The organism is Chroococcidiopsis sp. TS-821, from assembly GCF_002939305.1.
Lineage (GTDB): Bacteria > Cyanobacteriota > Cyanobacteriia > Cyanobacteriales > Chroococcidiopsidaceae > Chroogloeocystis.
In genome coordinates, this window is the sequence record NZ_MVDI01000018.1 from 1 (window position 1) to 15,001 (window position 15,001).

Genomic DNA, 15,001 nt, shown 5'->3' on the forward strand with positions numbered 1-15,001 from the left:
ATGCCGAAAAAGCCACACAGTATTGTTGCAAGGATACACGCTTCTAGCACGGGATTCGCTGGTTGGGTAAAGGTTGGTCGTAATTGTTCAGACAAGCGGCAAAAATTAGAAGTAAGAAGCTAGGAGAGTCGCCATCAATGAATTGAGATGATTTCAACTATCATCTGCGCTCGGCAGTTTATTTCTATGATGGGTGCTCGTAAACTGTTATATCTATGCCGTACTTAATAATTAAATCCTAACACCACTTTTGGCTCGTATAAATATCGCTTTGAACAAAGCAGGCTCCGCAAAATCTTTTAAATGATTGCAGCATAGACCTTGCTCCTCCTAATAGCGCGTCATCAATTCCCCATTGAGAGCTGCACGAAACGCGATCGCACTCTTAGCTCAAACTGCACCTCGCTCCTTCCTCTGGGTTATTGCCTTTGTTGCTCGCCAAAGTTTCATGGCGTGCCTTAATTAATCGCAATGATTAATTAAATATAAAATTGCCAGTATTTTGATAATACTTGATTCTGCCGCTGCTGACGAGTCTTCATGCCATAAAATTCTAATATAGTTATGATAGAATTTGCTGCCGAATATGCAATTGCGCTTTTAATTCAGCTTTTGAAAAGTTACCGAAAGATTATTGGCTGGCATTGCTACAGTTTTGATCAGTGCGAGACTTTCTTTTTTAGCAACGGCAACGATATCTTCTAAATTACGCACGCCCCACGCAGGATTTTGCGCGCGCAAACTATCATCAAATACGGCGTTACTCGCCGATGTATGTTGACCGCGTTGTTTAAATGGTCCATATAGATACAAAATCCCGCCAGGAGGAAGAATCCGCTTCGCCCCTGCAAGTAATCCCAAACAAGCCGCCCAAGGAGCGATGTGAATCATGTTAATGTTAACGATCGCCACAATGTCTAACGATTGTTGTTCGACTGTCCATACCGAATCGCACGCATCAAGTGCGATCGCCGGATAGAGGTTTTCTGTAGGAGCGTACTCGCGCCATGCCATAATACTCGCACGTGCGGCTGGGTTTGGGTCAGACGGTAACCACTTACGCGGATAAATGCGCGGTGCAAAAAAGATGGCGTGTTCTCCGGTTCCACTGGCAACTTCTAACACTGTACCTGTTGGTGGCAAAACTTCGAGGAGAACTTCTAAAATTGGTTCGCGATTGCGAAGAGTTGCGGGGGCGTATTGTCGAGCATCAAAATTATTCATTGAATTTGGCAGCGCCCTTGTGTTTTGCATTCTGCTTGCTTTTGGCGATCGGCAATAATTGTTGCTAAGTCTGGTCGCCCCGTTAACCGTAACCGCCAATCAGCCCAGATGCCATATAGCATATCAGCCACAGCACCAATAACGGGTAGCTTGGTAATTGCGTAAATCCATCCCATTCCTAAAGTTTCATAAACACGGCGAAAAACTTCGACATTTTTGATGACTGTACCGTCAGGAAGTACTGCATGAATTCGTCCCATTGCGGTTTCAAAGTCTACGCCACCATGTGCTTTGGGGTTATAGTTCTCATCTGCAATATCAACAAATGCGACGAGTCCGCGACCAGCATCGCGTTTTCTCAAAAAGTTGACTTCGCGCAAACATAACGGACACTCGCCATCGTACAAAAGCTTTATCTTCCAGGACGTTGCCTTTGAGACTTGTTGTGCTGTAGATTCGCGTGACTGGATATTTGATGCAGACATGAACTCAATCTCAAGTATTTTCAAGCCAATACTCTTATTTTAAGAAAAATGAAGAAAAATTAACTTAATTAACTCTAGCGTCTGCTATGTAAATATACCTGTTTGTCTTGAACTTCGAAGTAAAACTCTAGAAATGATGCGCTAGAGTAGGGATTGCCTTGCAGCAACTGGTGCAATGGAAGTAGTGAGGGTGTCTACAGTTAAATGTAAATGATTCAAGTCTTGTGTGCGGCGCTGTTATGGGGTTTTGCTGGGGCGTTAGCTGGGCGCTTAATGGGAGGAACGTTAGAACCTGCAATTCTTGTACCATTACGCTTTTTTGGTAGTTTTTTAGTACTTTTACCGTTTATCTGGCGCTTCCCGCCACAAAGTAAAGAGTTTCCCCGCCTTTTTGCTATCGGATTAGCACTGACACTGACTCAAGTGAGCTACTATTTAGCGATTCATTTATCGAGTGTGGCAACGGGACTATTTTTGCAGTACATGGCTCCAGTGTTACTCACTTTATATGCTTTGGTGCGTGGCGAAAGTTTATCTCGACCAAAATTATTTGGTTTAGGATTTGCAGTCGTCGGCGCATATTTTTTAGTCGTAGGTCCGCAAGGACTTGCAGGAGGCTTAGGAATAGCTTATGGTGTAGCTTCGGCTTTTTTATTTGCTACTTTTTCCTATCTCGGAATGGGAATGCGCGCGCACCCGTTAACTGTGTTAGCGATCGGGATGGGAGTTGGTAGTATTCTAAGCTTACCGTTCACACCTTGGCAAAAAGTGCTGAGCTTGAGTGCGATCGATTTAGCTGCAGTAGCATACATTGTTGTACTAGGAACTGTGGTTCCCTTTGGCTTATTCTTGTGGGGAGTGCGTCAGATTCCGGCACGCGTAGCAACACTAGTCGCCATGATTGAACCCGTATGTGGAGCAGTTTTTGCAATTTTTTTGGTTGGACAACTTCTGTCACCGTTAGCTGTACTAGGCGGGGCAATGATTTTAGGCGGTGTTTGGCTGAATACTGGAATTTTAGCAAAGCAGTAATTTTTAATAATGAGTAGATCTGCAAGCCAAGGTGCTACTTTACAACTACATTACCCATGACCAATTTAGAGTAATTCGCACCGCGCTCGTAAAGACTGTATATACGATATATAAGATGTTTATTAACTTGATGGGTTATCTGTGGCTAATAAAGAAGAGTTGGTTCCGGAAATAGCGTTACCGTTAGCTCAAACACCTTTATATCAACTCGCAATTGAACTCAAAGCCAGACTGACTAGCTTCGGTGGCTGGGAAATGCCCGTGCAGTTTGTTGGTATTAGTAAAGAACATCATGCGGTACGCACGGCGGTAGGGATGTTTGATATTTCCCACATGGGTAAATTCATCTTGCGCGGAAAGCAGTTGATTTCTCAATTACAGCGTTTGGTTCCCTCCGATTTAAATCGCCTGCAACCAGGTCAAGCGCAATACACTGTCTTGTTAAATCCGCAGGCTGGAATTATAGATGACGTTATTTTCTATTACCAAGGGGAAAATGCTGGAGAACAACGCGGCGTCATGATTGTAAATGCGGCAACTACCAGTAAAGATAAAGCATGGATTTTGCAAAATATTGATTCAGAAGACGTAGATCTGCACGATGTCTCTTCAGAAAAAGTTTTGATTGCTGTGCAAGGACCGCAAGCAGCGACAGTTCTACAGCGCTTTGTTCAAGAAGATTTGTCTTCACTCAAAGCATTCGGACATTTGGAAGCAACAGTTCTCGGTCAACCTGGGTTTGTTGCGCGAACTGGTTATACCGGAGAAGATGGATTTGAAGTGATGGTCGATACATCTGTCGGGATAAAGTTATGGCGATCGCTCTACGATACTGGCGTGATTCCCTGCGGGCTGGGCGCGCGCGATACGCTACGACTCGAAGCAGCAATGGCACTTTACGGACAAGATATCGATGAAACGACAACACCTCTAGAAGCCAGTATGGGCTGGCTCGTTCATTTAGATTCAAAAGGAGACTTTATCGGACGCGAAGTGCTGGCGCAACAAAAAGCCCAGGGAGTTCAACGCAAACTAGTTGGATTGCGTCTTGAAGGGAGAAACATCGCGCGTCATGGCTATCAAGTGCGATCGCACTCGCAAGTTGTTGGCGAAATCACCAGCGGTACGCTATCACCTACACTAGGTTATCCCATTGCTCTGGCATATGTTCCTACTTCGTTAAGTCAAACAGGACAGCAGCTAGATATCGAGATTCGCGGTAAATTGTATCCGGCGATCGTTGTTAAACGCCCTTTTTATCGGTCAAAAACGCGGTTATAGCAGAGGTGGCAGAAAATCATTCAAGGTTGGGCAGCACTTTGCAATGTCGTCTCAGCGAGATCGGCTGTTGCTTTATCAACTTCAAATCGTTTTGGATTTTTATGAAATAATGAGCGCTAGGGCTGGTAACTGGTCGAATTGGTCATTGGAAACACCTATTACTAATTACCGATTACCCAATAAATAGCGACCACCTACTTGCTAAGTATTAATTTTTATTATTGAGGTTACACATGGCACTGGAATATCCCAGCGATTTAAAATATCAAGATTCTCACGAGTACGTACGGCTAGATGGCGATATTGCCACAATTGGAATTAGCGCCTTCGCCGTAGATCAATTAGGTGACATCGTGTTTCTTGAATTGCCCGACGTGGGCGACGCCATCACCAAAGGAGAAAGCTTTGGCACGATTGAATCAGTAAAAGCAGTGGAAAACTTGTATGCTGCTGTAAGCGGTACGGTAGTAGAACGTAACGATGACATAGTAGAAGCACCTGAGCAGTTGGCTGATGACCCATATGGCGAAGGTTGGTTGTTAAAAGTGCGGATTACCGACCCTAGCGAACTTGATGATTTGATGTCTGCGGATGAGTATCAGGCGCAAGTAGAGGGCGAGTAGCCGTAGGCTTAAGCCTACGGGTGGCTAGAGAGGAAAAAGTTATGGAATGGCATAATTATCTTTTCCCTAGTTCTCCTTATTTAAAATAATGTTGCAGAATATGAAGGAGAAGTCGTGTCTGGAGAGCAGTCTGTGGTAGCTTATCGCTCTGATACTGGTTCAATTCGTCAGCATCTGGTAGAAGCAGCGCAAGAATCTTTTTCTTTTGCAAAAAGGCATATTGGTTCTCAGCCAGAAGAAATTCAGCAAATGCTTGATGAATTGGGTTTGGCAACGCTTGATGCTTTAATTGACAAAACCGTACCGCAGGCAATCCGACTCAATAGACCGCTTCAGTTAGAACCAGCGCAGAGTGAGTACGCAGCTTTAGCCAAACTCAAAGAAATTGCCTCGAAAAACCAAGTATTTCGCTCATTTATCGGCATGGGGTATTACGATTGCATCACCCCGCCCGTCATTCAGCGTAATATTTTAGAAAATCCAGGTTGGTACACGGCTTATACTCCTTATCAGCCAGAGATTTCGCAAGGACGACTCGAAGCGTTACTCAATTTCCAGACTGCGATTATTGATTTAACAGGTTTGGAAATTGCGAATGCTTCACTGCTTGATGAAGCTACCGCCGCTGCAGAGGCGATGGCAATGAGTTATGGGTTGTGTAAGCACAAAGCAAACACCTTCTTTGTTTCGCAAGATTGCCATCCGCAAACGATCGCTGTTGTGCAAACTCGCGCAGTACCGCTAGGAATTAAAGTTATAGTCGGTAATCATCAAACGTTTACCTTTGATGAATCAGTTTTTGGAGCGTTGTTACAGTATCCGGCAAGTGACGGCACAATTTATGATTATCGTAACTTTGTCGAACAAGCTCATAAAGTAGGAGCTTTAGTTACAGTTGCTGCCGATCCTTTAAGTTTGTGTTTGCTAACGCCGCCTGGAGAATTTGGGGCTGATATTGCCGTTGGAAGTACGCAACGTTTTGGCGTTCCCCTAGGCTACGGCGGTCCGCATGCAGCTTACTTTGCAACAAAGGAACAATACAAGCGACAAGTTCCAGGACGCATCGTTGGTGTCTCAAAAGACGTTCGTGGTAAGCCAGCGCTACGTTTAGCACTGCAAACGCGAGAACAACATATCCGGCGGGAAAAAGCAACTAGTAACATTTGTACCGCTCAAGTGTTATTAGCTGTAATGGCATCAATGTATGCGGTTTATCACGGACCGCAAGGCTTGAAAAAGATTGCGCAACGCGTTCATCAGCTAACTGTTCTTTTAGCCGAAGGGTTGAAGCGTTTAGGCTATACTGTTGCTTCAGAACACTACTTTGATACGCTGCGGCTCGACCTTGAACCAGAACAGGTAAATGAAATCATTGAAGCAGCTTTAGCACAGCAAATCAATCTGCGGACAATTAACGAAAGGGCGATCGCCATTAGTTTGGATGAAACAACAACCGAAGCTGATTTGTACGATTTGTGGCAAATTTTTGCAGGAAGTGAAGTATCGTTTGCGCTAGAAGAGTTAGCAACTCCCGAATCGGCACTTGCAAAAATCCAACCTTTTGTTCGCACTAGTAGTTACCTAACGCATCCTGTCTTTAACAGCTATCATGCTGAGACTGAAATGCTGCGGTATATCTACCGATTGCAAGCTAAAGATCTGTCGCTGACAACATCAATGATTCCGCTAGGTTCGTGCACGATGAAGTTGAATGCGACAACTGAAATGTTGCCGATCTCGTGGCAGGAGTTCGCCAAAATTCATCCGTTTGCGCCGCTATCCCAAACAAGAGGATATCAAATTTTGTTTGCGCAACTCGAACAAGCTTTAGCCGAAATTACGGGTTTTGCAGGAATTTCCCTGCAACCAAACGCAGGTGCGCAAGGCGAGTACGCAGGCTTACTTGTGATTCGCCAATATCACGAAAGTCGCGGCGAAGCACATCGTCAGGTTTGTCTGATTCCAGAATCAGCGCACGGAACTAACCCCGCAAGCGCTGTCATGGCGGGAATGAAAGTTGTGGCGATCGCCTGCGACAAACAGGGCAATATCGACTTAAACGACCTCCAAGCAAAAGCTGAAAAACACAGTCACGAACTTGCGGCTTTAATGGTGACGTATCCTTCAACGCATGGTGTCTTTGAAGAACAAATCAAAGATATTTGCGCGATTGTTCGCGCCCACGGCGGACAAGTTTACATGGATGGGGCGAATATGAACGCCCAAGTCGGAATTTGTCGTCCTGGCGATTACGGTGCGGATGTGTGTCACTTAAACTTACATAAAACTTTCTGTATTCCGCATGGTGGTGGTGGTCCAGGGATGGGACCGATCGGCGTGGCGAAGCATCTCGTGCCGTTTTTACCAGGTCACCCAGTCGTACAAATTGGTGGCGAACAAAGCATTGGCGCGATCGCCGCAGCCCCGTGGGGAAGTGCGAGTATTTTACCGATATCTTGGATGTATATTACGCTCATGGGTGCAGCAGGATTAACGCAAGCAACCAAAGTAGCGATTCTAAATGCGAATTACATTGCCCATCGTTTAGAACCTTACTACCCAGTGTTATATAGAGGTAAATCAGGATTAGTCGCGCATGAGTGTATTTTAGATTTGCGCTCGCTCAAAAAATCTGCCGGAATTGAAGTAGACGACATTGCTAAGCGGTTAATGGATTACGGATTCCACGCGCCTACGGTTTCTTGGCCTGTTGCTGGCACAATGATGGTAGAACCTACCGAAAGCGAATCGAAAGCCGAGTTGGATCGTTTCTGCGAAGCGATGATCCAAATTCGCCAAGAAATTGCGGAAATTGAAGCAGGTAAAGTCGATATGCACGATAATGTTTTGAAGAATGCTCCGCATACTGCCGATGCTTTGATTTCTTCCGATTGGCAACATCCATATACGCGCGAACAAGCCGCGTATCCGACATCATGGACTCGCGAATACAAATTCTGGACTCCTGTGGGACGCATTGATAATGCTTATGGCGATCGCAATTTTGTGTGCTCGTGTTTACCAATGGAAGCGTATAGTGCGTGATTAGTGGTTAGAAGACTAAATTTAACAACGTTAATCTTCAACCTTACCACTCCTCGCTCCTCATTATGCAACCATTTACAACACAATTACGGGTACGCCATTATGAAATGGATGCCTTAGGTCACGTCAACAACTCAGTTTATCAACATTACCTCGAACAAGCGGCGATCGAACACTTAGAACATCTAGGCTTTTCTTTAGATGTCTATCGCCAACTCGGAGGTGTATTTGTCATGCGCCGGATTGAAATTGACTATCTGCGTCCAGCGATCGCAGGCGACACGCTAGAAGTTCGTACTTGGGTGCAAGAAATGCGCGGTACGCGGTCCATTCGGCGTTATGAAATCCGCAAACATGGCAACGATCGCTTGCTAGTAACGGCTGAAGCCTTGTGGGTATGGGTAGACGCAGTGACAATGCGCCCTAAACCCATTCCTGATGTATTACTAGATGCTTTTGTGCAAATGCAGCATTCCTAAGGAATTCTAGCTGACCAATTGAAATCGACCTCGGTAAACTGTTCTGTTAAAAGTAGGAGCGCCAGAAGAATAATAGATACTACCGTTGATAAAACCACCAACCCCAGAGTGGCGTTTAGTCGGTAGTGGCGTTATTTCGCGCCACGAGTTTGTTTTAGGATTGTAGACTGTTACATTGTTAACTGCTTGGTTGTGCTTTAATTCGCCACCCACTAAATAAATTTCTCCATTGATAACAAAAGTCGCAGACCCAATATGACTGCGTGGCTGCGGTAAGTTAGCGGCTCTAGTCCATTGCTTGGTTGCAGGATTCCAAACGTGGACTGTATTTTGTGCTGTTAAGTAATCATCATAACTATGCTGCCCGCCGATCGCATAAATTTTACCGTTAACAATTGCATCTCCTAAGTGCGATCGTGGATTAGGTAATGGAGCCGCAGGTTGCCAGCCAGCAGCTATATTATTAAGCTTTAGTATCCAATGTTCGCCACGATCAATTCTGTTGAGATTTGCGCCTCCAAAGAAATGCAATTCTCCTTTCAAATTGCTAAAGCCCCCACTACCTCTAGCCTGTGGTAAGGGAGGCAAATTTGACCACGTATTAGTGGGAATGTTGTAGCGCAGAACTCTTCTTGTCGCAAATATTTGTCCGCCTCCAGGTGTACCAACATACCCTCCCGCTAAATAAATATTCTGGTTGTCTGCGGCAACTCCTGCATGTGTAATACTAATTGGTATATCCGCAAGACGTTTCCAGGTATTCGTTGCTGGATCGTATACATCAGCACGGTTTGTAGGTTTCCATGTAGAAGTATACCCCCCTAATTGATATAATTTGCCACCGACGACCGCACTCATTGCTTCTGCCGTTCCCACTGGCGATGGTGCAACCGTAGTCCATCTGATTTCAGTTGCCGCTAAAGACTTAACTGTATTAAGTAATACAAAAATAACAGCGATAGACGCTATAATAATCCCCTGCTTTCTGAAATAGCGCATTGTTGTTTGAGTACTCTTGGCTGGAAAAGACATCAACAGAACTTTTACAATAATAAGCTATTGTTGATACCTACCCTACTCAAAAGAAGGCTAAATTCTCTAAGAAGAACTTAGACAAGAGCGCTATTTATTCAATATTAAATATCCGAAAAATCCGGTGGTGAGCAGTTTTTGCAATTTCCTCGTATTCATTACGTTCTTCTGGACTAAACCTAGCAACGACCTGAGTTCCATAGTCCTCAAACTTTAACTCAAGGTCTCCGTTCTTAAAAAAGAACATTTCACCACTATGAGTGCGCAGTATAGCTTTAACCTTACCGCGCTCGAACCAGATGTTTAGACCATCTCCAAATTCTGTCAAGAACTCTGCAGCTTTAACAGGTTGACCATCAGCGAAACAAATGCTGTAAGTTATATCTCCTTCAACTTTACTATTTTCTGTACAACCTGCAGTTAGTTCGTTTAATAATTTCATTCGTATATCAAATAAATTTTGAGGATTTGTCGTATCAATAGCTGTCATTGAAGTGTCATCATCACTGATAAGACAGTCGTCAGGAATACCGTCTGCATCACGGTCAATGCGATAGTCATTGTCGCGTCCATCATTATCGCAATCGATAGCATGACCAATTGTTTCTGCTTTCGCACTATTTGGTGATGTCGTCTGTTTCGTGAAGTTTGTCGACGTTCTTGAGGATGAGTTTGCAGCATTTTTAACAGCAACCGCTTGAGAAACAGTGGCTGTTGCAGGTAGTGCAGAATTCAGCTGTGACGTTTGAGCTTTTTGACACGCTACAAATAGCATTGCCGATACCATTAAAAATATAATTTTAAGCTGTATGTTTAGCATGTGGTTAACTTTATAAACTGGCATCAATGTTAGTTTGCTTGCTAAAAACCTAGCCTGCGAAACCAACGCCGCGACTGAGATATACAAGCAATCTTAGTCATTTTAATGCAGCTTAAATTTGACTTATAAGGTGGAAACTACTGGACAATTGCTATATTTGACTAGCGAGTTAGGTTTTAGCCAGTAAAGTTTTAGAAACCAAGAATAATAGTGTTAATATTGGTGCAAACTGTGCGTTAATTGCCCTTCCTTTACAGAAGGACTTATCAGTAAATTCACAGAGTAGGAATCGCACTCATCTTATTCTTCAGCACCTGCTAATTTCAACGCTCGCACAACATTCTGATACCCGTTGAATTCTGCAAGCATTAAAGCGGTGTAACCTGCGGTATTTTTTAATGTAACATCTGCGCCTGCTTGAAGTAGTCTTTCTACAACACTGGTAAAACCTCGGTGTGCTGCCCACATCAAAGCGGTGGCGCGATATGTATCTTGCAAATTAACCTTCGCTCCCGATTTGAGCAAGCACTCGATAACCTCAAGGCGGTTGCGATCAGCGGCTTTCATCAACGCAGTTTTGCCATCATCGGCGGGTAAATTAGGATCGGCGCCATAGTCAAGTAGTAGCTGTACTGTATCGACATGTCCTTGTGTTGCAGCGAGTGTCAGCGGCGTTTCACCTAAGTTTTTAGCATTCGATAGATCTTTGTTAGCGTTACGTGCTTGTTCTAGCAACGCAGTAACAATAGCGCTATGTCCGTGCAATGCTGCAACCATTAAAGGTGTATCGCCTAAAGAATTTTTAGCTTCGACATCAGCACCACGACTCAGCAAGAGTCGGACGACTTCAAGATGTCCTTCAACAACAGCTAGATGGAGTGGCGTTTCTCCGTCTCGATCTTTGGCATTAATTTCAGCTCCAGCATCGAGCAATGCGGTTGCGATCGCTGTATGTCCTGCTGCTGCTGCTGCTGCTAACGGACTATCACCCTCGATATTCTTTAAATTTGCATTTGCCCCTGAATTTAGTAGTGCTTTTACTACCTCTGTTGCACCAATATCGACAGCTTGCATAAGTATTGTTTCGCCTTGCTGATCTTGGAGATTCACATCAAGTGTTCCAGACGCTAGTAGCGCTTGAACGACATCAACGTGCTGCTGCTGCACAGCAAGTTTGAGCGCAGTATCATCATCGCGATCGCAAATATCTGCTTTGGCACCTGCATGCAGTAACACGCGCACGATATTCGCATGACCTTTGAGCGCAGCGATCATCAGGGCAGTGCTACCATCTTCATTAACTGCATTCACATCTGCACCGTAGGCTAGTAGGGTTTCTACTGTGTCAAGATGATTAGCCGCTGCTGCTAACATTAGTGGCGTCAAATTGTAAAGCTTTCTCTGGCGATTCACGTCAGCCCCGTTTGAAATTAGCAGTCGGGTGATTTCGGTATATCCGCGCTGGGCTGCGAACATTAAAGCAGTGGTGCCATCCGCATCGCTAGCATTCACACTGGCACCTGCAATCAGCAGTGTGTGAATTTGCCGAATGTCACCACATTTAACCGCCCTGAGTAATGAGATGTCTTTCGTCGCAGTCATGTTGAGCGTCATCTCATCAAAAGCATTGCTAGTGTATCGCTAAATCTGGCTTTTGAACAGATGAGTGGTAAAACCCACCACTTACCTATGACCAGTTCCCACTACACCATTGGGATAAATTACTCATTGGTCAAATTTCTAAAACAACTTATGCTAAGTTTTATCAAGTTTATTAACAGAAGAGAACACTATGGAACTTTCACAAGAAGTAAAATTCTGGTTAAATTTCATCCACCCTATTTTGATGTGGGGCTTACTCGCGGCTTCATTTTACGCGCTGTATTTAGGGATACAAGTTAGACGCACCCGTTATGCCGAAGGTGATGTGAAAAAAGAGTTGATTAAAGGTAGATACAACGTTAAACATTATCAAATTGGCTCAGTCATCTTAGCGCTGATGGTGTTGGGGACACTCGTGGCAATGGGAGTTACCTATATCAACAATCAAAAGCTCTTTCTTGGACCGCACCTATTAGTCGGATTAGGCATGACAGGAATCATTGCTGTTTCCGCGAGTCTCTCACCATTTATGCAAAAAGGTCAGAACTGGGCGCGTTACACTCACATTGTATTGAATTCTGTTCTACTCGCTTTATTCACTTGGCAAGCAGTCAGTGGCGTGCAAATCATCCAAAATATCCTGAGCAAGCGATAATTCTCATCTTTGGTTAAACAATTTGACTATCGGTACTGTTGCTAGTGATTAGTGGTTAGTTGCTAGCCACTAGTCACCTTTACTCACCGTTTTCACGAAGTGAAACGATTGAAGAGATGCTTAGGACATGATAGAAGCTGAGAACCATTGTCTAGGTAGCTTTTAAATCTGACCTCTGACCCTTGCTATTGATATTTCAACTTCAACTTGTCCGCTTTGACTTAGTTGGTATGGGTAAACCCAACGACTGATGAAAGTCTTCTTGAACTTTGTGCGTTAAACGGCGCGAAACTTGTTTGACAATACTATTGAGTAGGCGATCGCCTGTATTTTGCACAAGTGATTTTGGTAAACGTTGAATAAACTTGGGAAAGTGAACTGCAACTGCGAGATCTAACTTCCACTCTACGCGTGTCATTTTTCCCGCAACGACGTCGGGAGTAGCAGCTGTTTCGACAAGTTCCATAACTGCGTGGAAGTCTACATCATAGCCAGGAGCAATATAATTTGGTACTGGAATTGTCTTAATTCGATAAATTCCTTCATCTGGAGGCAAAAGCTCTAAGCCTACCTTGGGTTCTACTTCATAACCAAACGAGCCGAAGCGACCAATTGTCAATGCATAAGCGTTTTCCTTAACCAATTCGACTTTCATTGGCTGAGCGCAGCGACAAAACCAGCCTTGATGAGCATCAAGATAATTAGCAACGGTATCAGCAGGGGCATACATTTCCATGCAGTCCGTAAACTTTCCATGGAAGCGTGTTGGTGAATCAGTATGTGAATAGTCACTTTCTGCTAGCGCTGATGCCTCCCAATGCACTTGTCCTTTTCTAGTAGATTGATATTCACCATTGCTCGACAGCATAAACGCATCCTTTGTAATTTGACTGATGTTATTTGTATTTAGGATTCCCAAGTTAGTCTGAGAGTTTCTCTGCCATTGTGCAGCTTATATCAAGGTTTATCGAATCTACAATTGAGATTGAGAGTTAGTTAAACTCACTTGAGAATTTGTTCGTTTATTCAGCATAAGCTTTACAATGAAAGCATTTGTAGCAGGGGCAACAGGCGAGACAGGTCGCAGAATTGTCCAAGAATTAGTTAAAAGAAACATTCCTGTACGCGCTTTGGTTCGGAATATCGATTCAGCCAAAGCCATTTTGCCTGCTGAGGCTGAGTTGGTAGTCGGAGATGTTTTGCAGCCAGCTACTCTCCGTGCTGCAATCGGAGACAGCACTGTGTTACTTTGTGCAACTGGAGCTAAACCAAGTTTCGACCCCACAGGACCTTACAAAGTAGACTACGAAGGAACAAAAAATTTAGTTGATGTTGCTAAAGCTAAAGGCATAGAGCATTTTGTTTTTGTTTCTTCCTTGTGTACTTCTCAACTGTTTCATCCACTAAATTTGTTTTGGTTGATTTTAGTATGGAAAAAGCAGGCGGAGGAGTATCTACAAAAAAGTGGTCTTACCTATACTATCGTCCGACCAGGTGGTTTGAAAAACGAAGACAATTCCAATCCTATAGTTATGGCTGCTGCAGATACGCTATCTGATGGTAGTATTCCGCGTGCGAAAGTTGCGCAGGTATGTGTTGAGGCATTGTTCAATCCTGAAGCAAAAAATAAAATTGTGGAAATTGTCGCTAAGCCAGAAGCAACGCCAAAAAGTTTTCAAGAACTGTTTGCGAGTGTGGGCTGAAACGGCTGCGTGAAATTTGAGGAACATCAAGCTAGCAAGCATCCTCTGAATTTAATGTAAGGGCGGCTTTTTCTGCCCTACATTTTCTTTCTGTTGATTTTTTGTGCAAATGCGTAAGTCTTGGAAATTTCTGATTGCAAGCGGTAGTGTGGTTCTAGCACTAGGTTATTTAGTACATCATCGACAGCCAGAAATGCAGCGATCGCCTCATTTTGTTGATTCCAAGTTAGGTTATCTTCCACCATTAGTCATGGAAGGTGGCGATCCTTACATTCGTGCTTTGATGCGTACAATATCGGCAAGCGAATCGAACCACCCCCAGCCCTACACAATCCTTTATGGAGGGCAACACGTCAAAGACTTGAGCAGTCATCCAGAAAAATGTATCACAATTGTCGCAGGTCCAAATCGAGGCAATTGTTCCACCGCAGCAGGTCGATACCAAATGCTAAACACAACCTGGAAAGAAAAAGCGCAACGGTATCACCCCCATCCACCAGGCTTAATATTTTGGCGGTCATATAGCTTCGAGCCAGAATTTCAAGATGCTGTAGTTTATGCTTGGTTAAGCGATTCCCAAGCATGGGGAACTGATATTGCCGCATTACTACGTCAAGGGAATTTAGACCGCGTACTTAGACTTCTCTCTAATACGTGGACAAGCTTAGGCTACGGTATTGAAAACAATGTGATGACGCAACACTTACCCCAGATATATCAAAAAATGCTGCAAGAAGAACTAAAAGCAGTAGGTTAGTCTAACAAAGGTAAGCTAATTTACTTAGCTCTTCTATTCAACCAAAAAGCGCCTCCATGATGGGGGCGCTTTTCAGTTATATATGGAGCTAAAGTTTAGCCATGAATGCTAGGAGCAGTGAGGGCAACAGGAGTAGCGTCGCCAGCAGCTAAGTCGAGGGGGAAGTTGTGCGCGTTGCGCTCGTGCATCACTTCCATGCCCAAGTTGGCGCGGTTGAGCACGTCCGCCCAGGTGCCAATCACCCGACCCTGCGAGTCAATCAC

14 protein-coding genes and 1 pseudogene are annotated in these 15,001 nt (G+C 44.2%); 8 read left to right on the forward strand and 7 right to left on the reverse strand.

The features are described 5' to 3' along the window. Positions 1–600 precede the first annotated feature (600 nt). Both B1A85_RS23150 and B1A85_RS23155 read right to left on the reverse strand, forming a co-directional pair. On the reverse strand, positions 601–1,224 hold the full coding sequence (locus B1A85_RS23150; RefSeq protein ID WP_104549076.1) for a DUF938 domain-containing protein: 624 nt from the start codon (positions 1,222–1,224) through the stop codon (positions 601–603). After that, on the reverse strand, positions 1,221–1,709 hold the full coding sequence (locus tag B1A85_RS23155; protein ID WP_104549077.1) for a thiol-disulfide oxidoreductase DCC family protein: 489 nt from the start codon (positions 1,707–1,709) through the stop codon (positions 1,221–1,223). The genes B1A85_RS23150 and B1A85_RS23155 overlap by 4 nt, the downstream gene beginning before the upstream one ends. Positions 1,710–1,919: 210 nt before the next feature. Here B1A85_RS23155 and B1A85_RS23160 point away from each other — a divergent pair, with 210 nt between their 5' ends. From B1A85_RS23160 to B1A85_RS23180, 5 genes are all read left to right on the forward strand, one after another. Continuing rightward, positions 1,920–2,741 carry a DMT family transporter gene (locus B1A85_RS23160; protein ID WP_104549078.1) on the forward strand — a complete coding sequence of 274 codons (822 nt, stop codon included), beginning with the start codon at positions 1,920–1,922 and terminating at the stop codon, positions 2,739–2,741. 141 nt (positions 2,742–2,882) lie between these two features. Continuing rightward, positions 2,883–4,022: a glycine cleavage system aminomethyltransferase GcvT gene (gene gcvT / locus B1A85_RS23165; RefSeq protein WP_104549079.1), complete on the forward strand. Its 1,140-nt coding sequence runs from the start codon at positions 2,883–2,885 to the stop codon at positions 4,020–4,022. A 233-nt stretch (positions 4,023–4,255) separates the two neighbouring features. Continuing rightward, entirely contained in the window at positions 4,256–4,645 is a 390-nt protein-coding gene (gene gcvH, locus B1A85_RS23170; protein WP_104549080.1) for a glycine cleavage system protein GcvH, read from the forward strand. A 162-nt stretch (positions 4,646–4,807) separates the two neighbouring features. Then, entirely contained in the window at positions 4,808–7,690 is a 2,883-nt protein-coding gene (gene gcvP / locus B1A85_RS23175) for an aminomethyl-transferring glycine dehydrogenase (protein WP_210404699.1), read from the forward strand. Positions 7,691–7,755: 65 nt separating this feature from the next. Continuing rightward, complete coding sequence (locus B1A85_RS23180) at positions 7,756–8,169, forward strand: thioesterase family protein (protein ID WP_104549082.1); 414 nt, start codon at positions 7,756–7,758, stop codon at positions 8,167–8,169. Positions 8,170–8,175: 6 nt separating this feature from the next. Here the strand turns inward: B1A85_RS23180 and B1A85_RS23185 are convergent, their stop codons facing one another. The 3 genes from B1A85_RS23185 to B1A85_RS23195 all read right to left on the reverse strand — a co-directional run bounded on the left by B1A85_RS23185 (position 8,176) and on the right by B1A85_RS23195 (position 11,623). After that, positions 8,176–9,201, reverse strand: a complete 1,026-nt coding sequence (locus tag B1A85_RS23185; RefSeq protein WP_104549083.1) for a kelch repeat-containing protein — start codon at positions 9,199–9,201, stop codon at positions 8,176–8,178. Positions 9,202–9,295: 94 nt separating this feature from the next. Then, entirely contained in the window at positions 9,296–10,045 is a 750-nt protein-coding gene (locus B1A85_RS23190; RefSeq protein WP_146087212.1) for a hypothetical protein, read from the reverse strand. Between the two features lie 276 nt (positions 10,046–10,321). Continuing rightward, on the reverse strand, positions 10,322–11,623 hold the full coding sequence (locus B1A85_RS23195) for an ankyrin repeat domain-containing protein (RefSeq protein WP_104549089.1): 1,302 nt from the start codon (positions 11,621–11,623) through the stop codon (positions 10,322–10,324). Between the two features lie 190 nt (positions 11,624–11,813). Here B1A85_RS23195 and B1A85_RS23200 point away from each other — a divergent pair, with 190 nt between their 5' ends. After that, positions 11,814–12,278 (forward strand): DUF4079 domain-containing protein, encoded by a 465-nt coding sequence (locus B1A85_RS23200; protein WP_104549085.1) that lies wholly within the window; start codon positions 11,814–11,816, stop codon positions 12,276–12,278. A gap of 202 nt (positions 12,279–12,480) precedes the next feature. On the opposite strand, the gene B1A85_RS23205 is transcribed toward B1A85_RS23200, so the two are convergent. After that, positions 12,481–13,146: a DUF1997 domain-containing protein gene (locus tag B1A85_RS23205; RefSeq protein ID WP_104549086.1), complete on the reverse strand. Its 666-nt coding sequence runs from the start codon at positions 13,144–13,146 to the stop codon at positions 12,481–12,483. A 175-nt stretch (positions 13,147–13,321) separates the two neighbouring features. Between B1A85_RS23205 and B1A85_RS23210 the strand changes: the two genes are divergently transcribed. Both B1A85_RS23210 and B1A85_RS23215 read left to right on the forward strand, forming a co-directional pair. Then, positions 13,322–13,981 (forward strand): SDR family oxidoreductase, encoded by a 660-nt coding sequence (locus B1A85_RS23210; protein WP_104549087.1) that lies wholly within the window; start codon positions 13,322–13,324, stop codon positions 13,979–13,981. Between the two features lie 109 nt (positions 13,982–14,090). Beyond that, positions 14,091–14,738 (forward strand): glycoside hydrolase family protein, encoded by a 648-nt coding sequence (locus B1A85_RS23215; RefSeq protein WP_104549088.1) that lies wholly within the window; start codon positions 14,091–14,093, stop codon positions 14,736–14,738. Between the two features lie 95 nt (positions 14,739–14,833). On the opposite strand, the pseudogene B1A85_RS26405 reads toward B1A85_RS23215, so the two are convergent. Next, positions 14,834–15,001, reverse strand: a pseudogene (locus tag B1A85_RS26405) (photosystem II q(b) protein); the annotation flags it as partial.

What these genes read in the sequence shown, in the direction of transcription:
- B1A85_RS23150 (WP_104549076.1), bottom strand. Translation starts at nt 1,224, where the DNA reads ATGAATAATTTTGATGCTCGACAATACGCCCCCGCAACTCTTCGCAAT.
- B1A85_RS23155 (WP_104549077.1), bottom strand. Translation starts at nt 1,709, where the DNA reads ATGTCTGCATCAAATATCCAGTCACGCGAATCTACAGCACAACAAGTC.
- B1A85_RS23160 (WP_104549078.1), top strand. Translation starts at nt 1,920, where the DNA reads ATGATTCAAGTCTTGTGTGCGGCGCTGTTATGGGGTTTTGCTGGGGCG.
- gcvH (WP_104549080.1), top strand. Translation starts at nt 4,256, where the DNA reads ATGGCACTGGAATATCCCAGCGATTTAAAATATCAAGATTCTCACGAG.
- B1A85_RS23180 (WP_104549082.1), top strand. Translation starts at nt 7,756, where the DNA reads ATGCAACCATTTACAACACAATTACGGGTACGCCATTATGAAATGGAT.
- B1A85_RS23185 (WP_104549083.1), bottom strand. Translation starts at nt 9,201, where the DNA reads ATGTCTTTTCCAGCCAAGAGTACTCAAACAACAATGCGCTATTTCAGA.
- B1A85_RS23190 (WP_146087212.1), bottom strand. Translation starts at nt 10,045, where the DNA reads ATGCCAGTTTATAAAGTTAACCACATGCTAAACATACAGCTTAAAATT.
- B1A85_RS23195 (WP_104549089.1), bottom strand. Translation starts at nt 11,623, where the DNA reads ATGACTGCGACGAAAGACATCTCATTACTCAGGGCGGTTAAATGTGGT.
- B1A85_RS23200 (WP_104549085.1), top strand. Translation starts at nt 11,814, where the DNA reads ATGGAACTTTCACAAGAAGTAAAATTCTGGTTAAATTTCATCCACCCT.
- B1A85_RS23205 (WP_104549086.1), bottom strand. Translation starts at nt 13,146, where the DNA reads ATGCTGTCGAGCAATGGTGAATATCAATCTACTAGAAAAGGACAAGTG.
- B1A85_RS23210 (WP_104549087.1), top strand. Translation starts at nt 13,322, where the DNA reads ATGAAAGCATTTGTAGCAGGGGCAACAGGCGAGACAGGTCGCAGAATT.
- B1A85_RS23215 (WP_104549088.1), top strand. Translation starts at nt 14,091, where the DNA reads ATGCGTAAGTCTTGGAAATTTCTGATTGCAAGCGGTAGTGTGGTTCTA.